This is a genomic window from Cupriavidus sp. 05L411, from assembly GCF_056398045.1.
In genome coordinates, this window is the sequence record NZ_JBFTOQ010000013.1 from 153,826 (window position 1) to 178,807 (window position 24,982).

The following is a 24,982-nucleotide window of genomic DNA, read 5'->3' on the forward strand; positions in this document are numbered from 1 at the left end:
AATGGATAAGGATTGTCAGTATTTGCCGCTGGCTAGCGGCGCGGCAGCCCGCACTGCGTCAATCAGCCGTTAAACCCAACGCCTGGGCGATCTGGCTATAACCTGCCACCTCGCGCTGGACCAGGCGCACATGCGCTGACACGACTTGCATGTCGGACTTGTGTTGCCGGTACTTGCCGGTGCTCATTGCTTTTCAAACGCCGTATTGGCAGCGATCTTGCCCCAGAACGCCGTGCGTTCTGAAAGCTGCCGGGCGAATGCCGCGGCATCCCAATAGCCCGGGTCCGCGCCAATGCCTTCGGCAAAGGTCTTCATGTCCTGCGACGCCATGGCAGTAGCCACTTCCTTTTGCAGGCGATCCGTCACCGCCGCCGGCGTGCCGTGGGGCGCCCAGAGGCCGGTGAAGTTGACCACGCCATAGCCCTTCACGCCCGCCTCAGCAAATGTAGGCACGTTGGGCAACGCGGGCAGACGCTTGTCGCCGCTTACTGCCAGCAGCCGCAGGCTGCCGCCCTTGACCTGCCCGATGACCCCGGGCGTAGAAGCGATCTGGTAGTCAATGGTGCCGCCGAGCAGCGCCAGCGTGGCCTCTCCCGCGCCCTTGAATGGCACGTGCATGAAGTGAGCGCCCGTCGCCATGCCCAGTGCCTCGCTGGCGAAGTGCGGCGTGGTGCCAGCGCCGCCGGAACCATAGCTAACCTTGCCGTCGCCCGCGCGAGCGGCCGCCACCAGATCGCCCATGGTCTTGAACTTGCTGTCCGCTTTGACCGCAACAGCCATTGGAGCAAACACGAAGGCCGCCACCGGTTGCAGGTCCGTCGCATAGTCGAACGGCAGCTTCTTGAAGATATGCGGCAGCAGCGAGAACGTGGTGTCGTTGGCAAGCAGCGTATAACCATCGGCCGGGGCGTGCACCACTTGCGAGATACCGATGGTACCGGTGGCGCCCGCCTTGTTCTCGACGAAGAAACTCCGGCCTGTCTGCTCCGTAAGCCGCTGCGCCATCTTGCGGGTGACAGCATCCACGGCGCCGCCCGGCGGATAGGGCACGATGATCCTCACTGGCTTGGCGGGCCATGTCTGTGCGTGCACGGACATGGCGATCCACGCAAGCGCGCCCAGTACGCCGCGGCAAAGGGCCAAGGCTAAGGGTGATCTGGTTGTCATTGTTTGTCTCCAACTATTTTCTTGGGGTAATCGCGCGTTCGTGTGCGTCTGCACGCCACGCGCCGCCCTACGATGGCTAGCACCCTTCTCCCCGGTGGGGAGAGGGAGCAAAAGACCTCAGGCACTTCAAACGATTTGGGCGCATCCGGTCAGATTCGGGCTGCGCTGCGGGCAGCTTCGTTGAGCCTTAGCCGGCTTTGGCCGGCGCCGGGGCCTCAGCACGCGCCAGCACACCCAGCGTGTTCCGCGCCGCCGCCACGCCCATGTTCACGTACGCGGTGCTGGTCACGCCGCCTATGTGCGGACTGAGAAGAAAGCCAGGCTGGCCGTGAAAGATATGCGGCACCGTCATCGGTTCGACCGCGAAGCTGTCCAGCCCCGCCATGGCAACCTGGCCCGACCGCACGGCTGCCAGCAATGCTGGTTCATCGACCAAGCCGCCCCGCGCCGTGTTGACGAGGATCACGCCCTTCCTGCAGCGCGCCAGCGTTTGCGCGTTGATCAGTTGCCGGTTCTCGGCGCTCAGCGGGCAGTGCAGTGAAATCACGTCCGACTCTTTCCAGATCGTTTCCAGGTTCACGGGCTCGATATAGTCCGGCAGTTCCTTGGCAAACGGATCGAAGCCGATCACGCGCATGCCCATGGCATCGCACATCCTGGCAAAGCGCTGGCCGATGGCGCCCAGGCCAATCAGGCCGATAGTGGCACCTGCCAGCTCAACGCTCTTGTGCGTGGCCTTGTCCCAGTGCCCGGCATGCATGCGCGCATTGAGCAGCACCACAGATTTGGCGCAGCCCAGCAGCAGTGCTAGGGCCTGCTCGGCCACCGCGGCGGCATTCGCACCGACGGCGGCTGTCACCTCGATGCCGCGTTGTGCCGCGGCGGCCTTGTCGATGGTGTCGGTGCCGCTCCCGTGCTTGGAGATGACCTTCAGCGCAGGCGCCGCGTCCATGATTTCCGGCGTCACTGCGCCGTAGCGCACGATGATGCCGACCGGGTTGTGGCGCTGAGCCAACGCCACAAGGTCGGCGGCCTGGGGCGTCTTGCCGGCGTAGACGATCTCAAAATCGCCGAGCAACGCCTCGGCTTGTGGTGCCAGGTCGGCCGCGGTGACGAGGATGGCTGGCTTGTTGCTCACAGCGTCTCCCCTTCTTTCAACACGCCTGCGGTGATGAGCGAGGCAACCAGCCACGGTGCGTTGGTCTTGCCTTCCTTGATCTGCGCGATGCGCCGGGCTTCCGCGGCTTCCTTGTGCTCGGCGAGCGGCAGCAGCGACGCGATCTTTTCACGCTCGACCACCACCAGGCCGTCGGCGTCGCCGCAGATGAAGTCGCCAGGGTTGACCGTGACGCCACCGACCGAGACCGGGTGGCCAATGCGCCCGCCCACTTCCTTGGTCGGGCCGTTGGGGTTGGTGCCCACCGAGAACACCGGGTAATCCATCTCGTCAATTTCCAGGCTATCGCGCACCGCGCCGTCGATCACCACGCCGGCGATGCCGCGCTGGCGGCATGCATTCATCATGATGGTGCCCATCAGCGCGCTGCTCTGGTCACCCTTGCCGTCGATCACCAGCACGTCGCCGGGCTGGGCCAGCGCCATCGCGGCATGGATCATCAGGTTGTCGCCGGGGCGCACTTCCACAGTAAAAGCGGTGCCCGCCAGCTTCATGTGCGGCCGCAGGGCGCGGATGCGGCCATGCAGCGCGCCACGGCGGCCAGCTACGTCGGCCAGGATGGCCGGTTGGAATTTAGCGGCCTGGGCGACGATGTCGGCGGGCACGCGGTCGAATGATTTGATAATGTTGGGCAAGCTCATGGCATGACTCCTGGGACGTTGGGGACGAGAGATTCGTTGGGGCGGCGAGCGATGGCGGCGATGCGTGGGACAGCGAGGATCAATCCACCTGCGCGCCAGATGCCTTGACGGCGGTCGACCAGCGGATCGTGTCTTTCTTCATCAGCGCGCCGAACTGCTCGGGCGTACCGCCCAATACATCGGCCCCCTGGTCGTTCAGCTTCTTCTTCAGGTCAGGCACCTGCAATGCCTTGTTGAACTCGGTATTCAGGCGCACCACGATGTCCTTGGGCGTAGCAGCGGGCGCCACAAATCCAAACCAGGTCACGGCCTCGAAGCCGCTGTAGCCGGACTCGGCAATGGTGGGCACATTGGGCAAGTCGGGCATGCGTTTGGCCGACGTCACGGCCAGGGGGCGCATCTTGCCGTTGCGGATGTGGCCGATCAGCGTGGGCACCGACGACAGGTAGAGCTGAACCTGGCCGCCGATCAGGTCGTTGACGGCCTGGGCCGCACCCTTGTATGGCACATGGGTGAGCTTGATCCCCGCCGTTTTCTGGAACAACTCGCTGGTCAGGTGCGCCACCGTGCCGTTGCCGGGGGAAGCCACATTGATGCTGCCGGGCTTGGCCTTGCTGGCCGCCACCACATCCGCCAGCGTCTTGTAGGGCGACTCCATCGTGGTCACCAGCACCAGCGGTGCGCTGGCCACCAGGCTCACGGGAGTCAGGTCCTTCGCCACGTCGTAGGGCAGCTTGCGGTAGAGCGTGGGGTTGATCGCCAAGTTGCTGGTCTGGCCCAACACGATGGTGTAGCCATCGCCGCTGGCCTTGGCAGCGGCGTCCACGCCGAGGTTACCGCCCGAGCCCGGCTTGTTGTCCACCACGAAGCGCCAGCCCATGGCCATCGCCACCTTGTTGGTCACCTCGCGGGCAATGATGTCCGTGCCGCCACCGGCCGGGAACGGCACGATCACGCGAATGGGCTTGGTGGGATAGGTATCGGCCAGGGCCGGGAAAGCGAGGGCGCAAAGGATGGCGGTCATCAGACCCCGGTACGGCGGTTTCATTGCATGTCTCCGAATCTCGTTATTTGTTGGAATGGATTCTGGTCGCTTGTTGCGACAGGTACAATATCGTTTCGTCTAATGCAACCCATTCCATACCATGGACTCATCGACTCCCCTGGCCGCCGGCGACGTGGCTGAAGATGCTGGCGGCGGCGTGATCGCGGTACGCCGGGCGCTGCGCGTCCTGGAAGCCTTTGGCGTAAGTGACGCACAACTCACTCTGGCCGAACTCAGCCGCCGCACGGGTTTTCACAAGACGACGGTACTGCGCCTAGCGCGTACGCTTGCGACGGACAACTACCTTGTGCAAAAGGAAGATGGCAGTTGGCGCCTGGGACGCGCCGCCGGCTGGCTGGGCGCGTGCTACCAGGCCACCTTCAACGTGTATGAGGTGGTGGAGCCGGTGCTGCGGGAGCTGACGATCAGGACGGGCGAAAGCGCCTCTTTCTATGTGCGCGAAGGCGAACAGCGCACGTGCCTGGTGCGCGTGGAAGGCCCGCAAGCCATCCGGCACCACGTGCGCATCGGAGCCGCGCTACCGCTGGACAGTGGCGCACCGGGGCGGGTCATCGTGGCGTTCTCCGGGGAGCCCGGGGAGCCTTACGAATCGATCCGGCGGCGCGGTTACCACCTCTCCATGGGCGAGCGCGAACCGGAAGTCTCCAGCGTGGCGGCCCCGGTATTCGGGTTACATTGGAAGTTGCTTGGGTCTGCCTGCATCTCCGGACCTACCTCGCGCCTGACCGAGGAAAAACTACTCGCGCTGGCACAGACCGTCATGGACGCGGCCAACCAGCTTTCCTACGAGATGGCGGGGAGCCGCCGACCTGCGACTGCTTTGCCGGTCAGTCCTTCGACCTGGCATCCTTGACAGGCACGCCATCGAGCAAACGCAAAGCGTTCTCGGCGTGCCCCGCCGACCCGCCAGATCAACGAAATATCACGGCCTGCAGATAGCTCGCGGTACGACTGTCCACGGCGAGTGCCACCGTCTGCGGAACGCCACTCACAACGATCCTTCCGCCGCTTTCTCCCGCACCCGGGCCGATGTCGAGGATCCAGTCGCTTTGCGCCGCGACACGCATGTCGTGCTCGACCAGCACCACGGTATTGCCGGCATCGACGAGCCCATGCAGATGCACCATCAGGCGATCGGTGTCGGCTGGATGCAGACCGGTCGTCGGCTCGTCGAGGATGTAGAGCGTATCGCCGCGTTGCGCACGCTGCAGCTCGGTCGCAAGTTTGATGCGTTGCGCTTCGCCTCCGGAGAGCTCGGTGGCCGGCTGACCAAGCCGTAAATAGCCGAGACCGATATCACGGAGCACAGTCAGTGAGCGCATCACCTGCGCCTCGTCGACGAAGAAGTCGCATGCGGTGTCCACGGTCATCGCCAGCACCTCGGCAATATTGCGCTCGCGCCAGCGAATCTCGAGCGTCTGCGGGTTGTAGCGGCTGCCCTGACAGGTCGAGCAGGGCGCGTAGACGCTAGGCAAAGCAGCTCGACCATCACGAAGCCTTCGCCCTCGCACGTCGGACATCGCCCCTGCGCGACGTTGAACGAGAACCGGCCAGCACTGTAGCGATGCCTGCGTGCAGCGGGAGTCGCGGCGAACAGCTTGCGCACGGCGTCGAACAAACCGCAATAGGTCGCGAGATTCGAGCGCGGCGTACGGCCAATCGGCTTCTGGTCGACGCGCACGAGACGTTTGATCTTGTCCATGCCGGCTGTGATCCGCCCGTCGGTCGCGACGGGCGGGGCGGCAAAGAGCGGGTCGACTTCGTCGTCTTCGGCAAGATCGGCTGCGCGCCCGAGATGTTCCGCCACAAGCTCCGTCAGCGCCTGGCTCACGAGGCTGGACTTGCCCGATCCCGAGATGCCCGTTACCGTGGTCAGGCAACCCAGTGGAAAATCCGCAGCAAGATTGTGCAGATTGTTGCGCGTCACGTCTTCGAGCCGCAGCCAGCCGCGGGGCTCGCGGCGCGCAGGCGGCGCAGCCTCGCTCGCCTGCGCCGCCTGCGTCTCTAGCTCGCCTTGCGCAAACAGGTAGCGGCGTGTGCGCGAGCTTTCGACATCTGCAAGGCCAGCCGGTGGTCCGCTGTAGATCACACGTCCGCCCGCCTCGCCGGCATCCGGGCCCACGTCGACGAGCCAGTCGGCGCGCCGCATCACGCTAATGTCGTGCTCGACCACGAACAGCGAATTGCCCGCGGCCTTCAGGCGCTGCAACGCTTCGAGCAACGCATCGCCGTCCGCGGGATGCAGTCCGGCAGACGGCTCGTCGAGCACGTAAATAACGCCGAATAGTTGTGACGACAACTGCGTCGCGAGCCGCAGCCGTTGCAGTTCTCCGGAGGACAGCGTTGGTGTCGCACGGTCCAGCGCAAGATAGCCGAGACCGAGGTCGATCAAGGTGTTCAGACGTTCGAGCAGTTCGATCGCGAGCCGCTGCGCTGCCACACGCTTCTCGTCGGACAGGTTAGGCGTACGGCGCACGTCAGGCGCCGCCTGGTGAGCCTGTCCGCCAGCCGCGACACGTCTGGCGGTCGCCTTGCGCCGACTGTTCCTGTCGAGAATCGCGCCGTCGGGAGATGTGCTGGAAGACGGCCACTGGCCGCGCGAGACGGGTTCGAGCAACGCGGCGAGCCGAGCGATGGGGAGTTGTGACAGCTCGCCGATATCCATACCGGCGAACGTCACCGAGAGTGCTTCCGCCTTCAGACGCTTACCGTGACACGACGGACATTCGCCGCCGATCATGAACTGCGACACGCGTTTCTTCATCAACGCGCTCTGCGTATTTGCGAAGGTATGTAACACGTACCGGCGCGCGCCGGTGAACGTGCCCTGGTAGCTGGGCTCCACCTTGCGCCTGAGCGCGGCGCGCGTCTCCTTCGGCGTCAAGCCGGCATAGACCGGCACCGTTGGCTGTTCGTCGGTGAACAGAATCCAGTCGCGGTCTTTCTTCGGCAAATCGCGCCACGGCGTGTCGACGTCGTAACCGAGCGTGACGAGTATGTCGCGCAGATTCTGGCCGTGCCAAGCGGGCGGCCATGCCGCGATCGCGCGCTCGCGAATCGTGAGCGAGTCGTCGGGCACCAGCGAGCGTTCCGTCACGCTATATACGCGGCCGAGCCCGTGGCAGGTCGGGCAGGCGCCCTGTACCGTATTCGGCGAGAAGTCCTCCGCATACAGCATTGGCTGCTTCGGCGGGTAGCTGCCGGTTCGCGAGTACATCATCCGCACGAGGCTCGACAGCGTCGTCACGCTGCCCAGTGACGAACGCGCCGAGGCGAGCTTGCGATCAGATTCCTTACTCTACTGGATTTTCATGCGTAGGCGCTTGGTTCAGCGAAATGGCTCGCTGGTTATTTCGACCGCGCCACCGTGAAGCTACTTAATCCTGCATCGCCTACGCGGGCGAGCATCATGTTCCGGAATCAGCGACGTTCCTCGTTCTCAAGCGTGCATCCCGGCCGGTGAATCGTTAAGCTCGTGCACGACAATACGCGCCTTGCCTGCGACTTTCGCACGATACATTGCGGCATCCGCGGCGCGTAACAGAGCTTCGCCACTCAATGACGCTGCCTGGTCGTGCGGTAACACGCCGATACTCGCCGATAGTTGGACGACGTTCGCCCCGAACCTGATGGGCTGGCTCAGTGTCCGCAGGATTGCGCGTGCAATTTTCTCCAGCGCAGCACGATCGATCGCAGGGCCGGTCAGCAGCAACGTGAACTCATCCCCTGCATGCCGCGCAACCAGATCCCCGCCACGTACGCAGCGGCAGATCCGGCGCGCGGCTTCAACAAGTACTTCGTCGCCGCACTGATGCCCGTATGTATCGTTGACAGCCTTGAAGCCATCCAGGTCGATAAACATGATGGCAGCCACACCGTCGCCGCTTGCTGCGCATGCCTCATCCAGCCTCTCGAGGAACGAGCGTCTGTTAGGCAGGCCGGTCAGCGCGTCGTGGAACGCCTGATGCCGCAGGCGATCGAGCAATGCCGTTCGCTCAGTCACATCCTGCACCAGCAGGTAGTACCCATCAGCCGCCTGATCGTGGACCCGACGCGGCACCAGCACACCGCGCAGGACACGCCGACTCCCGTTAAGCGTCGCTCCAACCTCGTACTCGACCCTTTCGCCGTTGAGCACGCGTTGGACGTACGGCTCGATGGCAGCAGCATAGTCAGCGTCGAGAACTTCATGGGTGAGCCGTCCCACGATCTCCTCCGGGTCCAACCCCAGCCACTCGCGATAGGTTGAGTTGGCGAACCGAAAACGTCGCTCACTGTCGACGTAAGCGACCAGCACCGGCAAATTGTCAGCAATGGCGCGCAAATCTACCCGCGTGTCTCCCAATTGCCGCTCGGCGGTCGTCAGTTGCTCGCGCGCCCTGCGCAGAACCTCCGAGGCCTCATGCGCTCCCCGATGCAACGCAGCCTCCCGCGCATCGCGCACGGCTTTTTCCCGTTGCTCCGCCTGGGTATCGTGAATGACAAACAGCCAGCCCCCGTCGCGGGTCGACGTCGTCTGCTTCGGTGCCACCTGCACTCGCGCTGGCTTACGTTGCTTGTTGCGCAACCGGAACGTTACGTCGAGCGTCCGGACCTCGACCCCGCGGCCACGATCAAGTGCCTGCACGGCCTGTTCAAGGCTGGTCCGGTCGCTCGCATCCAGCAGATCGAGGATATTCGTTTTCGTCAGCGGAGCGCGCGAGTGCGCGAAGAATTTCACGCAGGCATCATTCATGTGCCGCCACTCCCAGTCCCTTCCGATATGCGCGATAGCGACCGGCGTTCGATGGAACGTCTCGACGTAAAGCGCATGCTGGGCTTGAAGTCGGTCGATCGCGTGAAGCACCTCCAAACGATCAGAGCTGTCCAGCTTGCGCAGGCCAACTTCGTGCTCGATCATTTGTCCAAGGTCTACTAGCATCTGACGTTGTTGGCGCCTGAAGCGCCGCGGCAACGCGTGCATCACACATAGCATACCGATGGGTCTGCCGCACGGTAGACGCAGCGCAATGCCTGCGAAAAAGCGGAACCGCAATTCGCTGGTTGCCAGTGGTCCTTGCGCAAGCTCCGCATCGGACAACGCATCCCTGACGACGAACGGTTCCTCGCATTGGAGCGTCCGGCTATAGTACGTCTGCACATGGAATACGACGCCCCGTTCGCTCCCGCTTGTGCCTATGACTTCTGGCTGGCCCAGTCTGTCGAGACATACGACGGATATTGGTGAATTCAGCGCGCGCGCGGCGACCCGGGTCACGCGCTCAAAGTACTGATCGTAGTCGCTTTCTGGTGGCATGGTGGCATGGTGGCGCTGGCTGGTTATCGTTGTTGCTGCTGCTGCGCATCCATGATGCTTTCGTCTTTCACGCTCCATGCTCCGTTCCGGTCAGATTGTGTGGCGCACTTATCGACGTCCTCGCCGATCACGTCACACTAAAGCTATTCCACCGCCGGAAGGTGCAGCGTAACGGTCGTGCCCTTGCCTACTTCGCTCTCAAGAGAAATATGGCCGCGATGTAGCAGCACAATTTCACGCACGAGGGCAAGGCCCAGACCATCGCCGGCCGACCCATGCTGCAGCTTGCCTCGGAAAAATTTGTCGAACACCAGCCTGAGTTCGTCAACTTTGATCCCCATGCCTCGATCGGTCACTTTCAGCATGGCGTTGCGGCGTTCGACCGACGCGCTAGCGACCGAGATGTTGACCTCTCTCCCAAGCCCGTACTTCACGGCATTCTCCAGCAAATGGCGTATCACGCTGGCGAGGGAGGCGGCGTCACCCATCACACAGACAGGCTCTCTCTCTGACTCCAGCGTCACCCGGCTATCGTCCGCGAACCCTGCCTCAACCACGTCTCGCACGAGCCTTGCGAGATCCACCCGATGAAACGTCATCTCGGATGCGCCTAGTGTTTCCAGGCGCATCAGTTGAAGATGATTCGAAACGAACTGGCTGACGCGCTGGGCTTGCGAACGAATCGTGCGATAGATGCCAAGGCGTTTTTCCGGGGGGATCAGATCGGCGGCGAGGAGGTCGGCATATCCGACGACGTTTGCGATGGGTATCTTGATTTCAGCTTCTGCGGTAGCAATGAAATGCGATTGGGCCCGTTCCTCGCGCCGCATTTCGCTTACGTCCCAGACAGCCACCACACAGCCAGCGCCGTCGCTGGTATGCACAATACGAGTGGCGTAGCTGGATGAATCCGCTATATCGAACTCGATAACGCCGCTAAATTCGTGCGAGACTGCGGCGCAGTCGATCTTCGCAAGTAGTTCGGACGGGGTGACTGAGTCCCGCGTGGGACGTCGACCTCGATACAGAAGGTCAACGAACCGTTGTGGCGTGGCGCCGCGCAAGTCTCCGGGCGAAACGCCCAGGGCGTCGCACAGCCCGCCGTTGGCGTCTTCCACGTGGCGATCCTTATCGAAAATGGCAACGCCGTCCGGCAAGGCAAAGAACAGCGCATGCAGGTGCTGGTTCCTTTCTCGTAGCCGGCGACTGACCACCGCCGCGCGATCCGCCAGCTTCGCCATCCTCTCGATTGACTTGGCCTGGCGCATCTGGACGAAGATGATCAGCGCGGATAGGAAGCTTGCGATGCAAGCGACGAGGAGCAGCCTGGCGCGATACATTGATAGTGCTTCATGGAGGTCGTAGCCGATCACGACCGCCAGGTTTCCTCTCGACAGCCGATGTACGCCATAAATGCGCTCGACATCGTCCAGTGGGCTCTTCTCCACCACTTCAGCGTGGGCCGCGGCAGCTACGGCTCGCCGGGCCGCAGAGCTCGCCGGCAGCGGTTGCCCAGGGTCGGAAGCCGCCCCGCTCCAACGCACCCGGTAGATGAAATCACTGGTACCCAGCAGACCGATTGCACCCCGGCTGCCCAAATAGATGCTCTTGTAGATGCTCGTCAGGGAGAGTGGGTCAAGCGACACCACTACGACCCCCATGAAACGGCCGGTCGGCCCCACGATTCCCTTGGAAAGCAGAACTACCCAGCGACCTGAACTGCGCCCCCGCAGCGGCTTGCTGACCAACAATGTTGGCCTGGGATTGTCGGCGTGCATGCGCGAATGCTCGCTATCGCCTAGGTCAAGCGCTTCGAATGTCGGATTGGTCGATGCCCTGAGAACGCCACTTTCGTCCAGAATCGCGGTTTGAAGGAAGGGTTCGGCACCGAGATGACCGTTGCGGGTCCATTCGGCAAGCGGCAAGTCCAGCCCCCGTTCGATGACGGCGCCGCCTAGCAGGGAGGTCAGTTGGTCCGCCTCCATCAATGTGCGCTCGACGTGCTGGCCGAGGGTATAGGCAAGCCGGTCGGCATCAGCCTGGATCCTGCGTAGTTCGCTGCCTCTGTCCCATCCGGCCCAGAGCGCGAACCCCAGCCAGACCGACAATACGAGCATGAATGCCGAAATGCCCGGGGTGATGGTGCGCGCCGTGCCTTCGGCCGCTACCGGCCTATATATCTCCAGACCCATGAATCCTAGCCACCCCAAAAAGAGGAAATGAACGCGCTAGGAAGCGGCGAGCGCCGTCCCCTGCCTCCGAACCCGGTGTGCGGTTTTCCCGCGACGGGCTCTCGAGTCAGTTGTTTGCACATCGGGATTGGCTCGCCCACATGGCGCACGCGGTCCATGGCCCGCGCCCATTGCTCCATCGAGCGGCCGACGTGACGCTGGCGCGAGGCCGCGCCGGCGGCTGCGAATTCAAGGTGCATGGCCGCCGCTGCGGGCCGGCACGGGGAGATGCCATGCGGCACGCGGCGAACGCCCGCTACCGCTGTCTCCAATGTCGCGCCGGTCATGCCGCCAGCATTGTTCTGTCTCATTCCTGACTCCGTTCTGCGCGTCGGCCCCGACAGGCGAATCCGCCGGGGACATACAACGTCGAACAGGATCTTAGTGAGATTATGGTATTAGTTCTAATATAGTTTTTTGATTACATTCATCACTTCCAATGATGACAGGCAGGCCGGTCCTTAGTGGGCACATGCGGACTCACAGCAGGCAAAAGAAAGGGATTTCCCCCCGATATTAGCCGGGTCTTCCGGGGAATTTTTCGACAAAAAACCTGATGCAATCACCAAAATCTCACAGATTTTCTGATACATAATCGATCACTTGGCATGGACATCAAACAGATCCAGTACTTCATTGCGCTGTTCGAAGATGGCTCCGTCACGCGCGCGGCCAAGCGGCTGAATGGTGCGCCAGCATGCGACTCTGCGACGGCCAGCGTCCCACTCGAACCAGTTCGGGTAGATGCTCCCGCACCGCGCGCCGGCCTCGGCTCAGCGTGGCGCGAAACGGCAGCCATGCGGCCAGTCGCTCGCGAGCGGTGGCGTGCCGGAAATGGTCTTGAGTGGCGCACCGCAGTCGTCGAGCGACGGAATGGCGCGCACGAACCCTTCTGGTGGCGTGCCGCGCACTCCCTCAAGGCACAAAGCAGATCCCGCGCAGATCCCGCATAACTCACGCCTGCTAGCCGTCCTTGTCGCCCCCGGCGCCGCATTCACGCTGCTGTGTGCAACTGTCAGCTTTTGTCAGCTTTTGTCAGCTTTGGCGCCATGGTTTCCCCTACGCTGAGCGTTCCGATCGGCGGGCCGCCGTCCCCAACCTTGCTCTTAGCCGTCGGTTGCTACCCACGGGCTCTGTCCATCATCGGATGCACAACCCGGCTTCAGGCAGCATGAACACCGAGACTAACAAAGCACATTTCGATTGATAATTTCAAAATGCGGAGCGGAGAAATCCTACGAGAAATGGCGCGTGGCGCCCGTCTACAGATCGTCAGGAACCCTTGGGGTTCCATTACGTCCGTGGTCTTCCTTCTAAGTGCAGATTCAATAGAAAAAGACATAATTCACTGGTGGCAAATTAACAGACTAATAGACAAGAGGCTGCTTGCCTACAATGCCAATGAACCAGCAGCGTCCACTGAACTAGTTTTGACAAACTCAGTGCGCAAGCCAGTCCATATGACCAACTCAGCCAGAGCCGAAGAGCGGTAGAAATTTCACCGACCGCCTTTCAGGCGGTCCTGAAGCGCGCCGCCGGCGCGCTGCGCGACAGGTTCGGCCCCAGCGCCGCGCGGGCGGCCTCGAAGGCGTGCCAGTCCGCCGCGTCGGGCAGCGACGGCAGCGTCACCACCTCGCCCTGGTCCAGCCCGGACAGGGCCGCGTCAACCAGGTCGTCCGCGCTCATCACCCAGTCCTGCGGCAGGCTCTCCACCGGCTGGCCGGCCACATCCCAGAACTCCGTACGGATCGCACCAGGCAGCACGGCCTGTACGCGCACGCCCTTGTCCGCCAGTTCATGCTGCAGCGATTGCGTAAAGGCCAGCACGAAGGCCTTCGACCCGCCGTAGACGCCGTTGAGCAATTCCGGGGCGACCGCCACGATCGAGGCGATGTTGATGATCGTCCCCTTGCCGCGCGCCACCAGGCCGTGCGCGGCGGCGTAGGTCAGCCGGGTCAGCGCGGTGACGTTGAGCGCGATCATCGCAGCCATCTTGTCAGCATCGGACTGGAGCAGCGGCCCCGCCGCCCCGATGCCCGCATTGTTGACCAGCATGGTGATGCTGGCGTCGGTGCGCAGCAGTGTCTCCAGGCGGCGGACGTCGGCATCGGCGCCAAGATCCGCGGTCACGATCTCCACGGAGCGCCCCGTCTCGCTGCTCAGGCGTTCTGCCAGCCTGGCCAGCCTGTCGCGGTTGCGGGCGACCACGATCAGGTCGTAGCCGCGCCGGGCGAGCCGGTCCGCGTAGACGGCGCCGATCCCTGAAGACGCGCCGGTAATCACGGCGGTGCCTTGATGCGCATGGATTCCCGAGGTTGCTGTCGATGCGGTCATGTTCGTTCTCCGATTTCGTTGCTGCCGGCCCGTTGCCGGTCATCACGGAACGAAGATTAGGTGCATAATCCGATGGCAACAATGTCATAGATGCCACCTTTCATGCCATCTGTGGGAGTTCGCCATGCTGCGTGTCGGAATCGTCCTTTATCCCGGCTTCCAGGTCATGAACCTGGGCGTCAGCACTGTCCTTGAGTTCGCCAATCTCAACGCGGCCAAACCGCTCTACGCGGTCCACCTGCTGTCCGAGCAAGGCGGGCCGGTGCCAACCTCGGCAGGCTTTTGCGTTACCACGGAGGCATTCGATGACCGCGCGTTCGACACGCTGCTGGTGGTGGGCGACAACGATATCCAGCCGGCGTCGCCCGGCCTGGTCGCCTTCCTGCAAAAGGCCGCGCCCTCCACGCGACGCATCGGCGCCACCTGCACGGGCGCCTTCAACCTCGCCGAGGCTGGGCTGCTGGACGGCCGCCGGGCCACCACCCACTGGTTTTACGCCGCCCGGTTCCGGCGCACGTATCCCGCGGTCAACGTCGAGGAGGACCGCATCTTCATCATCGACGGGCCGGTCTGGACCTCCGCCGGCATGACCGCCTGCATCGACCTGGCCTTGGCGCTGGTCGAGAAAGACGCCGGCGCAGAAGCCGCGCGCACTGTCGCGCGCAAGCTCGTTGTCTATCACCGCCGTGCCGGCGGGCAATCGCAGTTCTCGGCGCTGCTCGAGCTTGAGCCCAAGTCCGATCGCATCCAGTCCGCGCTCGCCTTTGCCCGTCAGAACCTGCACGCCGAATTGTCCGTCGATCAACTGGCGCAAGCGGCGCACCTCAGCCCGCGCCAGTTCAGCCGCTCCTTCCGCGAAGAAACGGGACAAACCCCGGCCAAGGCCGTGGAGCACCTGCGCATCGAGGCCGCACGGCTGATGATGGAGTCCGGGCGGCATCCGATCGATGTGGTGGCCAAGGAGACCGGCTTTGGCGACCGCGAGCGCATGCGGCGCGCGTTCCTGCGGGCGTTCGGGCAACCGCCGCAGGCGATCCGGCGCATGGCGCGCGGGGAAGACGAGCCGATGGAAGCTTGAGTGCTGGTGCCCCGATCGGACGGCCTCCCCTCGGCTGGGCGGAGCTTACGCCGTGATCCGCGCTTGTCCCGCCTCGCGCCGCGCCACCAGGTCCAGCGCCACGTCGACGATCATGTCCTCCTGCCCGCCCACCATGCGGCGCTGGCCTAGTTCCACCAGGATATCCACGGTCTTCAGCGCATAGCGTCCGGCGGCTGCCTCCGCGTGGCGCAGGAAGCTGGAATAGACGCCCGCATAGCCCAGCGCGAGGGTCTCGCGGTCCACGCGCACCGGGCGGTCCTGCAGCGGCCGCACGATCTCGTCGGCAGCGTCCATCAGCGTGTAGAGATCGCAGCCGTGGTTCCACCCGAGCCGGCTGGCGGCGGCGATGAACACCTCCAGCGGCGCATTGCCGGCGCCGGCGCCCATGCCGGCCAGGCTCGCGTCCACACGGTCGCAGCCTTCTTCCACCGCAACGATGGAGTTGGCGACGCCCAGGCTCAGGTTGTGGTGTGCGTGCATGCCGGTCTGGGTCTGCGGCTTCAGCACGTCCTTGAAGGCACGGAAGCGGTCGCGCACGTCGTTCATATTGAGCGCGCCGCCGGAATCCACCACGTAGACGGTCTCGGCGCCATAGCTCTCCATCAGCCTGGCCTGCTGCGCCAGCGCGGCGGGCGTGGTCATGTGGCTCATCATCAGGAAGCCCACCGTGTCCATGCCCAGGTTGCGCGCGTACTCGATATGCTGGCGCGAGACATCCGCCTCGGTACAGTGCGTGGCAACCCGCACCACGCGCGCGCCGGCATCGTACGCGGCGCGCAGGTCGTGCACGGTGCCCACGCCGGGCAGCAGCAAGGTGGCCACCTTGGCATGGCGGACGGTCTCTGCTGCCGCCGCGATCCACTCAAGGTCCGTATGCGCGCCGAACCCGTAATTGAAGCTGGAGCCGGCGAGCCCGTCTCCATGCGCGACTTCGATCGAGTCCACCTTGGCGCCGTCCAGCGCCGCGGCGATGCGGCGCACGTCGCCCAGGCTGTATTGGTGGCGGATGGCGTGGCTGCCGTCGCGCAGCGTGACATCCGAGATATAGATTTTCTTCTGCGTGGCTTGCTGGGTCATGTCTTGTCTCCGTGAGCGCGCCGCTTACGCAGCCAGCCGGGTTTGCGCCAGGCGCTCGGCGCAGGCGAGCGCGGCGCTGGTCATGATGTCGAGGTTGCCGGCATAAGCCGGCAGGTAATGGGCGGCGCCTTCCACTTCGAGGAAGATCGATGTCTTTAGCCCGCTCATCCGCCCCAGCCCCGGGATATTCAACGGCGCAGCCGGATCGATGCGCTCGAACTGTACCCTCTGCTTGAGCCGGTAGCCGGGCACATAGGCCTGCACCGCCTTTGCCATGGCTTGCACGCTGGCCTCTATCGCCGCTTCGTCGGCGTCCTCGGACAGCGTGAACACCGTGTCGCGCATCATCAGCGGCGGCTCGGCCGGATTCAGCACGATGATGGCCTTGCCGCGCGCCGCGCCGCCCACGGAGCAGATCGCCTGGCTGGTGGTCTCGGTAAATTCGTCGATATTGGCGCGCGTGCCCGGCCCGGCGGACTTGCTGGAGATCGAGGCCACGATCTCCGCGTAATGCACCTTGGCCACGCGAGATACCGCGGCCACCATCGGGATGGTGGCCTGCCCGCCGCAAGTGACCATATTGATATTGCTGGCACCGAGCTGCTGGTCCAGGTTGACCACCGGCACCACGTACGGTCCGATCGCGGCCGGAGTCAGGTCGATCACCTGGATGCCGTGCTGCTGCAGGATCTGGTTGTGATGCGCGTGGGCACCGGCCGAGGTGGCGTCGAAGGCGATGCGGATATCGCCAAAGCCGGCCATCCTCACCAGGCCTTCGATGCCCTCGGCCGTGGTGGGCACGCCCAGCCGCGCGGCCCGGGCCAGACCGTCGGAAGCGGCGTCGATGCCGACCATCGCGCCCATCTCCAGATGCCGGCCGTGGCGCATGACCTTGATCATCAGATCGGTGCCGATATTGCCCGAGCCGATGATGGCTACCTTGTGCTTGCCGGGCGGATGGCTGCCGCCGGCGCCTGCTTTCATGTCCATGTTGTCTCCGTGCCCGGGCGGTCCAGGTCGAGTGCCGCCAGGCATTCCGTATGCCGCTCCCTCAGCGGCCGAGTTCCTTCGCTGTCTTGCCCGCGATGCCAAACTGCGTCTTGGGCACCTCGGTAATCATCACGCGCACGCTCTCGATCGGCGCGCCGATCGATTCCACGGCGGCGTCCGTCAGCGCGCTGATCAGGCGAGCCTTTTGTTCTTCGGTCCGGCCTTCGATCAGAAACACTTGCATGATGGGCATGGCTTTTCTCCTGCGGGGTGGGTTGAGTGGGTGGCATCGTACCGCGCCACCAGCACGCTCGCCGGGCGCATCAAACGAAGCGCATCGATACGGTGCCGAGATGCTGGTAGCGCACCGTGATGTTATCGCCGGCCGCCACCGCGATGGCCTCGGTCACGCCACCGGTCATGATGAAGGTGCCCGCCGGCAGCTCGCGCCCACGCGCGCCAAGCATGTTCGCCAGCATGGCCACGCTGCTGGCCGGGTGGCCGAGCACGGCGGCGCCGGCGGCGGTGGCAACCACTTCGCCGTTCTTCTCCAGCACCACGCCGAGGTTCTTCAGGTCGATCCCCTCGGCGCTGCGATGCGTGCCGCCGACGACAAAACGAGCCGACGACGTGTTGTCCGCGATCACGCTCTTGAGGTCGAAGCGGAAGTTCTCATAGCGCGAGTCGATCACCTCCACCGCCGGCAGCACGAAATCGGTGGCGGCCAGCACGTCGCCGATATGGCAGCCCGGCCCCTTGAGCGGATGCTTTAGCACGAAGGCGATCTCGGCCTCCACCTTGGGATGGATCAGCGATGCGGTATCGATGGCGCCACCGTCCATGCAGGCGCCGTAGTCGGTCAGGAAGCCATACACCGGATCGGTCACGCCCATCTGGCGCATCTTGGCAAACGAGGTCAGCCCCATCTTCAGGCCCGCAATGCGGGTGCCGCGCGCTTGCTTGCGCGCCCGGATCGCGTCCTGGATGGCGTAGGCATCATCCCAGTCCATATCGGGATGGGTGTCGGTAATCTTGCGCACCGGCTCGCGGTTGCGCTCGGCGTTTTCCAGGTGCTCGGCGAGCTGCTGGATGGTGTCTTGGGTGAGGTGCATGGCGTTGTCCTGGGCTGCTATATGAAATCCGATCAAACGAAGCGCACGCCGGCGGAGCCGATGCCGCCCAGGCTGATGCGAAGCTGGTCGCCGGCCTGAACAGGCACCATCGCGGCCAGCGAGCCTGACAGGATCACCTCGCCCTTCTTCAGCCCGATGCCGAGACGGCCCAGCGTATTGGCCAGCCAGGCCACGGCGTTGGCCGGGTGGCCGAGCGCGGCGGCGCCCGCGCCGGTGGCGACGATCTCGCCGTTTTTCTCCAGCGTCATGCCAACAGTGCCGAGGTCAAGGCCGCGCGGGTCCACGGCGGCGTCGCCCAGCACGAACACACCAGACGATGCGTTGTCCGCCACGGTGTCCTGAATCCGGATCTTCCAGTCGCGGATGCGCGAGTCGACGATCTCGAAGCACGGCAGCACATAGGCGGTAGCGCGCAGCACATCGGCGTTGGTCACACCGGGACCTTCCAGGTCTTCCTTGAGCACGAAAGCGATTTCTCCTTCGGCCTTGGGTGCGATCAGCGTGTTAGCGGCAATGGCGGCGCCGTCTCCGTAGACCATGCCGGACAGCAGGTGACCAAAATCCGGCTGGCGTACGTCGAGCATGTCCATCACCACCCGGCTGGTCACGCCGATCTTCTTGCCGATCACGCGCTCGCCGGCGTCCAGGCGGTGCTGCACCATGGCCAGCTGGATGCGGTAAGCGTCATCAATGGACAGTTCGGGGTAGCGCTCGGTCAGCGGGACTATGGCTTGGCGTTGATCGAGCGCCTGATGCAGGCTCGTGCCAATCTCAAGAATATCTTCGGGTCTCATGGCCTGCCTCAAAGTTTCACGCACACATTGCGCAGCTCGGTATAGAACTCCAGCGAATGCACCCCACCCTCGCGGCCGATGCCGGATTGCTTGGCGCCGCCGAAGGCGGTGCGCAGATCGCGCAGGAACCATGCGTTGATCCAGCAGATGCCCACCTCCAGCGCGCTGCCCATGCGGTGCGCGGTGCCCAGGTCGGACGTCCACACGGTGGCGGCCAGCCCGTAAGGCGTGGCGTTGGCGAGGCGGATGGCCTCTTCCTCGGTATCGAACGGCGCGATATGGCAGCAAGGGCCGAAGATCTCCTCGCGGATCACCGCCGAGTCCTCCGGCAGGCCGGTCCAGATGGTGGGCTGCACCCAGGCGCCTTCGGCCAGCGCGCCGGGCATATCGGGCACACCCCCGCCGGTAACCACGGTAGCGCCCGCATCCGCCGCCTTGCGGTAGTAGGACAGCACCTTGTCGCGGTGCTCCAGCGACACCAGCGGGCCCATGTTGACGCCCTCGTCATTCGGCCTGCCAATGCGCAGGGCCTCGGCCCTGGCCTTGAGCGCCGCGACGAAGCGCGCGAAGATGGGCCGCTGCACATAGACGCGCTCGGTGCCCAGGCAGACCTGGCCGCTGTTCTCGAAGGCCGAGCGGGTGATGCCGGCCACAGCCTTGTCGAAATCCGCGTCAGCGAAGACGATGCCGGCGTTCTTGCCGCCCAGCTCGAACGAAACCGGGCGCACGCCATTGGCAGCCGCCTTCATGATGGCCTCGCCAGTACGCGTCTCGCCAGTGAAGGTGATGCCGTTCACATCCGGATGCGCGGTCAGGAAGGCGCCGGCGGAATCCGGGCCGAAACCATGGACCACGTTGTAGACGCCTGGCGGCACGCCGGCCTCGTTCATGACCTCCCCGAGCAGCGTGGCGGTCGCCGGCGTTTCCTCGGAAGGCTTGACCACCACGGTGTTGCCGCACGCCAGCGCGGGGCCAACCTTCCAGGTCATCAGCAGCAGCGGCAGGTTCCACGGGCACACCACACCGATCACGCCGCGCGGCGTGCGCACCGCGTAATTGATGGCCTCGCCGCCATCCGGCGTGGCCATGGCAAAGCTCTCTGCCGGCACGTTCTTGATCAGGTCGGCGAACACCTTGAAGTTGGCGGCGCCGCGCGGGATATCGATGTGGCTGGCAAGGGAGTGCGGCTTGCCGGTATCGGCGATCTCGGCTTGCAGGAAGTCGTCGAAGCGACGGTTGATGCCGTCGGCCACCGCGTGCAATATCTCGACGCGCCGCGCCACGGTCATCTTGCCCCACGGGCCCCTCAGCGCTTGTTTTGCCGCTGCGACGGCGGCATCGACCTCGGCCTGCCCGGCTTCGTGCACACGGGCGATCAGACTGTTGTCGACCGGGTTGCGGTCGTCGAACTGGCGGTTGGTGGCCACCCATTCGCCGTTGATGAAGTTCTTGAACTCTTTCATGTTGTCTCGCTTGGTGCGGCAGGGTGCGCCGCTTTGCCTTGCTGTCTTTCGCCTTTCGTCTTTCGTCTTTCGCTTTGCTCCCCTCTCCCACGCAGTGGGAGAGGGGAGCAAACGTTGGGCATCGGAGGTGTCGTCGCGCCGGGAATCAGGTCAGTACATTCAGGAACGCGTCGTTCAGCTTGCGGTCGTGATAGAAGATCGCCCTGCCCAGTTCGTTGTCGGTCCATGTGATGGTCGGCTTGTCCGGATAGTGGATATAGCCGCCAGAAAAGACCTCGTTCCGGTTGCCCGAAGGATCGAAGAAATAGATCGTCGCGCCGCGTGTAATGCCATGGCGCGTCGGCCCGATATCGAGCGACACGTCCTTCTTGGAAATAATGTCGGCGGCCTTCAGCACCTCGCCCCAGTTGTCCAGGTTGAACGAGGCGTGATGGAACTTGTTCTTCTCCGCATGCCGGATGAAGGCGATGTCATGCGCCTTGTTGGAGCACGTCAGGAAGGCGCCGATCATCATCTTGTCAGGGCCGGCGACCACCTCCTCGGCCAGCGTGAAGCCAAGCACGTCGCGAAACAGCTTGACCGTGCCATCCAGGTCGTCGCCGTACAGCAGGCAATGATCGAAGCGGCTGGGCGCCATGCCGCGCAGGTCGTCCGGCCACGGGTCGGGGTTGCTGTCGCCGGTCAGGCAGCCCAGCTTGTCCTTGTCGGCAAAGAGTTCGATGGCATGTCCCGTGGGAATGGTGAAGCGAAAACGCACGCCGGTGCGCGGATGCTCGCCGGCGGGAATCCACTGGAAGTCCGAAGCGAGTCCGGACTGCTCCACCTCCTGCGCCAGCCGCTCCAGCGTGCGGCCGCTATCCACGCGAAAGCCCATGTAGTCCATGCCCGGGCTGTCGGCCTCTCGCAGGACCACACTGTGGTGATCGTGCTCGTCCCAGGCCTTCAGGTAGACGCGGCCCTTGTCGTCGCGCGCGGTTTCGATCAGCCCGAGAACCTCGGTGTAGTGCTTTAGCGCCGGTTCGAGTTCCAGCACGCGCAGTGCCACGTGCCCCGGGCGCAATACGCCTGTCAATGCCATGACTGTCTCCTTGATGATGGGGTTATTGGTCCATCTTGTATTGCTGCTTTTTATTGCTGCTTGTTCAACGATTCTTGCGCTGCCTCCTGCCGCGCCCGCTGCTTGTCCAGGCAGCGCTGCAGCAACGCCACCGGCTGCAGGCGGATATCGCTGTCGGGGAAGGCCTTGCAGGCAAGCACAAACCCACTCACCTCCTCCGCCTCCGACAGGCAGGCGCGGCTCATCTTGCCGGTGCGGTAGCGGCCAGCCTCGATGCGCACCTTGCACACCCCGCAGCCACCGCCCCGGCAGCCTGCGGGAATGCCACGCTTGCCCAGGGCTTCCATGGCGCGCAGCAGGTTCTGCTCCGGCGCGCAGGGGTAGCACTGGCCGCTTCCCGCGATCTCGACGGTATGCATGCCCCGCCCTCCATCAGATCTTGAACAGCGGGCTGCGCGCGCTGTTCTGTGCGTCGCCGGCCGAGACGAACTTCTCGGTGTGGATGTCCTCCTCGAACAGCCGGCCCTGCATCAACGTGCGGATGCAAGCTTCGATCATCGGCGGCGGGCCGCACAGATAGGCCTTGTGGCCACGGAAGTCGGCGGTAGCGCCATTGGCGTAAAGGCCGTGCAGGACATCATGCACATAGCCGCGCGCGCCATCCCAGCCACTGTCCGCCGGTTCGTCGGAGAGCGCGGGCACATAGCGGAAGTTGGGGTGCGCGCCGGCCAGAGCACGGAACGCCTCGTCGTAGTACAGCTCCGTGCGGTTGCGCGCGCCCTGCACCAGCGTGATCGGCAGGGTCTCGCCGGCGGCGAGCATGTCCAGGATCATGGCCCGCGGGCTGGACAAGCCCGAGCCGCCCGCCAGGAACAGCATCGGCTTTTGTGCTGACTTGCGCACGAAGAAGCGGCCGTAAGGCGCGGAGAAACCGAGTTCGTCGCCCACCGACAACCGATCATGCAGGTAGCCGGTGGCCTGCCCGCCCTCCACCCGCCGCACATGCAGCTCCACCAGGTCGTCGCCCGGACGGTTGGCCAGCGAGAACGCGCGCGGCTGGTCGCAGCCCGGCACGCGCAGGTTGAGGTACTGGCCGGCCTGGAAGGCAGCCGCAGCGCCCCCCTTCACGCGCAGCCAGATACCGCGGATGGTGGGGGTCAGCGCGCGGGCCTCCACCACCTCGGCACGATAGTCAGCCAGCGGCAGTCCGAGCGAGTCGGCGTCTTCCTCGATATCGGCCTCGATCACCATGTCGGACTGCGCGGTGGCGCAGCAGGCCAGGCACTGCCCGCTGTCGCGCTCGAAGTCCATCAGCGCGAAGCTGGAGGCCTCTCCATGCTCGAACTCGCCCTCCACCACCTGCACCTTGCAGGTGGCGCACAGTCCGTGGCAGCAAGCGTGCGGCAGCCACACACCGTTGCGCAGGCAAGCATCCAGCACGGTCTGGCCCGGCGCGATGGGGATGGTCTGCCCGATCGGTTCAATGGTCAGGGAATACATCTTGTGTCTCCTACCTTAGCTGCCACTGTTAGCTGCCACTGCCGCCAATGCCATCCAGCCCCGGTGTGCGGAACCGGATCACCGCCTTGTGGCCCAGGCCGTTCTCTTCCAGCGTGCGGTCAAGGTCTGGCTGCCAGGGCTCGCTGCCGCGCAGCCACTCCACGCGGCTCCAGTCGATGCAGGCAAAGTCGGGGTGATAGCCGTAGACGCCCGGCAGCACGTTCTCCACGACATCGCGCAGGCGCATCGACGGCGGCAAGGGAAGGCAATGCGGCGCACAGAACAGCAGATGGCGGTCCCAGCCGATATAGAGCAGGCGGTTGCCGTGGAACACCGCTTCGCGGTCGGCGGGCTCGAACGCGTAGGGGCCAATGGATACGACGGACATGGTGGTCTCCTTATCTCTTGTATGCCGGCTGCTCAGGCAGCCGTGCCCGGCACGCCTTTCCAGGCGTTCCAGTTCTTCTGATCCTGCGAACCTTCGAAATCCAGGTTGTCCGCGCCAGGGTTGATGCGGTACCACTTGAGCACGTCGTCCAGCGATCCACCGCCGCAGTTGCCCTGGTAGATCTGGTGCACGGGCAACCAGGCCTGCGCGTACTTCTGCGGCTCGCCATCGAAGATGTCCTTGCAGCCGTCCGAGCAGAAGTGGAACCGCATGCCGTGGTAGCTGCTCTCCCGGTAGCAGGTCTGGGTGGGGTCGTCCGGCTCCGAGAACACCATCGGGATCTGGCAGGTCTGGCACAGCATCGGCAGCGTGGCGTTGTAGAAGCGCTCCCCTTGCTGCTGGCGCTCCTGCCAGTAATCGAGGCGCGGCTTGTAGTAGCGCGCGAAGGTGTCGGGATATTTCTCCGTCAGCCACGCCATTTCGTCCTGCTTGGGCACCCAGGTATGGAAGCCGGCCGCGGCAGCGTAGTTGTAGAAGGTGCCCCAGGCCTCGTGGGTGATGCGGTCCTTGGTCTTGGTGGCCACCTCGTGGTACTTGGGCATGCGCAGGCCGTAGCGCTCCAGGTCCTTGAACAGCGCGCCGCCGGCCTGCTCGAAGTACATCTCCCAGGCTTCCGCCCACGACATCACGCGCTTGGGCAGCATGTAGTCCATCATCATGCCGACCAGCGTGAGCAGGCGAAAGCCGCGCCAGAACCATTTGTCCAGCCACTTCTGCAGGATGGGGATATTGTCCGGGTCCTGCTGGCACAGGAACTTCACCACTTCCAGGCCCAGCGTCATATGGCGCGATTCGTCGGACTGTGCCGAGAAGCCGAAGGTCACCGTGGCCATGTCGCCGTTGTAGGCCGCACCCGACATGAAGGGCATGAACAGCAGGTTGGTCAGCACATACTCGAAGGAGAACGAGATCGCGGTGATGAACTCGAACGGGCCCGCGCTCATGGCGTCTTCGAAATAGGACTTGGGCACGGACAGGTACCAGACCCGGTCATGCATGTGCTGCCATTCGCCGAAGCCGTTGAAGTACTTGTTGTAGACCGACAGCGTGTGCATCTGGGTCTGGGCGTGGCGCAGCTCGTCGATCGACTGCATCTGCGCCGCCACCCGCGCGCCGGCGCCGCGAAAGTGCCGCCCGAGGTGGGCGTAGCCGCGGTGCGCCGCGTACTCCAGCGGCGTCACGCCGGTCAGGAACAGGCGCAGCGCGTTCAGGTAGCGCGGGTCCGAGACGTTGAGGTGGCCGTTGTTCTGCACGAACGAATCGATGATCGCGTACAGCTTGCGCTCCTTTTCCGACTGGTATTTCCAGTAGGCGTCCATGGTCATGCGGAACGGGTCTTCCCATTTATCCCAGTCGTGGATCTTGATGCCTTCGTACTTGTCGTAGGGAAAAACCTTGTCCATCGGCTCGTAGGTGGTTTCCCAGCCGAGGTCGCGCGTCATCGTGGCGTACTTCTCGCGCAGGTTGAGCTTCTTGCGTGCGTCCATGTTGTCTGTCTCCGTTTTTCTT

Annotated in this window: 21 protein-coding genes and 1 pseudogene; 2 read left to right on the plus strand and 20 right to left on the minus strand. The window is 64.1% G+C overall.

Going from position 1 to position 24,982, the window contains the following annotated elements:
• Nucleotides 1–58: 58 nt before the first annotated feature.
• The 5 genes from AC1DQR_RS17765 to AC1DQR_RS17785 form a co-directional block, all read right to left on the minus strand.
• A complete protein-coding gene (locus AC1DQR_RS17765) occupies nt 59–187 on the minus strand; it encodes a hypothetical protein (RefSeq protein WP_477133454.1) in 129 nt (42 codons plus the stop codon).
• Nucleotides 184–1,167: a Bug family tripartite tricarboxylate transporter substrate binding protein gene (locus AC1DQR_RS17770; protein ID WP_416053200.1), complete on the minus strand. Its 984-nt coding sequence runs from the start codon at nt 1,165–1,167 to the stop codon at nt 184–186. Before AC1DQR_RS17770 ends, AC1DQR_RS17765 begins: the two co-directional genes overlap by 4 nt.
• 187 nt (nt 1,168–1,354) lie before the next feature.
• Entirely contained in the window at nt 1,355–2,305 is a 951-nt protein-coding gene (locus AC1DQR_RS17775) for an NAD(P)-dependent oxidoreductase (protein WP_416053201.1), read from the minus strand.
• On the minus strand, nt 2,302–2,985 hold the full coding sequence (locus tag AC1DQR_RS17780; protein WP_416053202.1) for an RraA family protein: 684 nt from the start codon (nt 2,983–2,985) through the stop codon (nt 2,302–2,304). Before AC1DQR_RS17780 ends, AC1DQR_RS17775 begins: the two co-directional genes overlap by 4 nt.
• A gap of 79 nt (nt 2,986–3,064) precedes the next feature.
• Complete coding sequence (locus AC1DQR_RS17785; RefSeq protein WP_416053203.1) at nt 3,065–4,033, minus strand: Bug family tripartite tricarboxylate transporter substrate binding protein; 969 nt, start codon at nt 4,031–4,033, stop codon at nt 3,065–3,067.
• Nucleotides 4,034–4,130: 97 nt separating this feature from the next.
• Between AC1DQR_RS17785 and AC1DQR_RS17790 the strand changes: the two genes are divergently transcribed.
• On the plus strand, nt 4,131–4,904 hold the full coding sequence (locus AC1DQR_RS17790) for an IclR family transcriptional regulator (protein WP_477133455.1): 774 nt from the start codon (nt 4,131–4,133) through the stop codon (nt 4,902–4,904).
• A gap of 58 nt (nt 4,905–4,962) precedes the next feature.
• Here the strand turns inward: AC1DQR_RS17790 and AC1DQR_RS17795 are convergent.
• The 4 genes and pseudogenes from AC1DQR_RS17795 to AC1DQR_RS17810 form a co-directional block, all read right to left on the minus strand.
• Nucleotides 4,963–7,328: pseudogene (locus AC1DQR_RS17795) on the minus strand (excinuclease ABC subunit UvrA); the annotation flags it as partial.
• A 162-nt stretch (nt 7,329–7,490) separates the two neighbouring features.
• Entirely contained in the window at nt 7,491–9,425 is a 1,935-nt protein-coding gene (locus AC1DQR_RS17800; RefSeq protein ID WP_477133456.1) for a diguanylate cyclase domain-containing protein, read from the minus strand.
• Between the two features lie 65 nt (nt 9,426–9,490).
• Nucleotides 9,491–11,539, minus strand: coding sequence for an ATP-binding protein (locus AC1DQR_RS17805; protein ID WP_416053208.1), 2,049 nt, complete (start codon nt 11,537–11,539; stop codon nt 9,491–9,493).
• 1,551 nt (nt 11,540–13,090) lie between these two features.
• The gene (locus AC1DQR_RS17810; protein ID WP_416053209.1) at nt 13,091–13,912 is read right to left on the minus strand and encodes an SDR family NAD(P)-dependent oxidoreductase; all 822 of its coding nucleotides are present in this window, start codon (nt 13,910–13,912) and stop codon (nt 13,091–13,093) included.
• A gap of 124 nt (nt 13,913–14,036) precedes the next feature.
• On the opposite strand from AC1DQR_RS17810, the gene AC1DQR_RS17815 reads away from it, so the two are divergent.
• Entirely contained in the window at nt 14,037–14,990 is a 954-nt protein-coding gene (locus AC1DQR_RS17815; protein ID WP_416053210.1) for a GlxA family transcriptional regulator, read from the plus strand.
• Nucleotides 14,991–15,035: 45 nt separating this feature from the next.
• On the opposite strand, the gene dmpG is transcribed toward AC1DQR_RS17815, so the two are convergent.
• The 11 genes from dmpG to AC1DQR_RS17870 all read right to left on the minus strand — a co-directional run bounded on the left by dmpG (nt 15,036) and on the right by AC1DQR_RS17870 (nt 24,960).
• Nucleotides 15,036–16,088 (minus strand): 4-hydroxy-2-oxovalerate aldolase, encoded by a 1,053-nt coding sequence (gene dmpG, locus AC1DQR_RS17820; protein ID WP_477133457.1) that lies wholly within the window; start codon nt 16,086–16,088, stop codon nt 15,036–15,038.
• Nucleotides 16,089–16,112: 24 nt separating this feature from the next.
• Nucleotides 16,113–17,078, minus strand: a complete 966-nt coding sequence (locus AC1DQR_RS17825) for an acetaldehyde dehydrogenase (acetylating) (RefSeq protein ID WP_416053212.1) — start codon at nt 17,076–17,078, stop codon at nt 16,113–16,115.
• Between the two features lie 61 nt (nt 17,079–17,139).
• A complete protein-coding gene (locus AC1DQR_RS17830) occupies nt 17,140–17,457 on the minus strand; it encodes a 2-hydroxymuconate tautomerase (RefSeq protein WP_416053291.1) in 318 nt (105 codons plus the stop codon).
• The gene (gene dmpH / locus AC1DQR_RS17835) at nt 17,402–18,190 is read right to left on the minus strand and encodes a 2-oxo-3-hexenedioate decarboxylase (protein WP_416053213.1); all 789 of its coding nucleotides are present in this window, start codon (nt 18,188–18,190) and stop codon (nt 17,402–17,404) included. Before dmpH ends, AC1DQR_RS17830 begins: the two co-directional genes overlap by 56 nt.
• A 32-nt stretch (nt 18,191–18,222) precedes the next feature.
• The gene (gene dmpE / locus AC1DQR_RS17840) at nt 18,223–19,005 is read right to left on the minus strand and encodes a 2-oxopent-4-enoate hydratase (RefSeq protein WP_416053214.1); all 783 of its coding nucleotides are present in this window, start codon (nt 19,003–19,005) and stop codon (nt 18,223–18,225) included.
• A gap of 8 nt (nt 19,006–19,013) precedes the next feature.
• A complete protein-coding gene (locus tag AC1DQR_RS17845; protein WP_477133458.1) occupies nt 19,014–20,468 on the minus strand; it encodes a 2-hydroxymuconic semialdehyde dehydrogenase in 1,455 nt (484 codons plus the stop codon).
• 145 nt (nt 20,469–20,613) lie between these two features.
• A complete protein-coding gene (locus AC1DQR_RS17850; protein ID WP_174423991.1) occupies nt 20,614–21,546 on the minus strand; it encodes a catechol 2,3-dioxygenase in 933 nt (310 codons plus the stop codon).
• 50 nt (nt 21,547–21,596) lie between these two features.
• Nucleotides 21,597–21,944: a 2Fe-2S iron-sulfur cluster binding domain-containing protein gene (locus tag AC1DQR_RS17855; protein ID WP_416053216.1), complete on the minus strand. Its 348-nt coding sequence runs from the start codon at nt 21,942–21,944 to the stop codon at nt 21,597–21,599.
• Nucleotides 21,945–21,957: 13 nt separating this feature from the next.
• Nucleotides 21,958–23,025, minus strand: coding sequence for a 2Fe-2S iron-sulfur cluster-binding protein (locus tag AC1DQR_RS17860; protein WP_477133459.1), 1,068 nt, complete (start codon nt 23,023–23,025; stop codon nt 21,958–21,960).
• Nucleotides 23,026–23,053: 28 nt separating this feature from the next.
• Nucleotides 23,054–23,413, minus strand: coding sequence for a phenol hydroxylase subunit P4 (locus AC1DQR_RS17865; protein WP_477133460.1), 360 nt, complete (start codon nt 23,411–23,413; stop codon nt 23,054–23,056).
• Nucleotides 23,414–23,445: 32 nt separating this feature from the next.
• Entirely contained in the window at nt 23,446–24,960 is a 1,515-nt protein-coding gene (locus tag AC1DQR_RS17870; protein WP_150987097.1) for an aromatic/alkene/methane monooxygenase hydroxylase/oxygenase subunit alpha, read from the minus strand.
• Between the last annotated feature and the right edge of the window lie 22 nt (nt 24,961–24,982).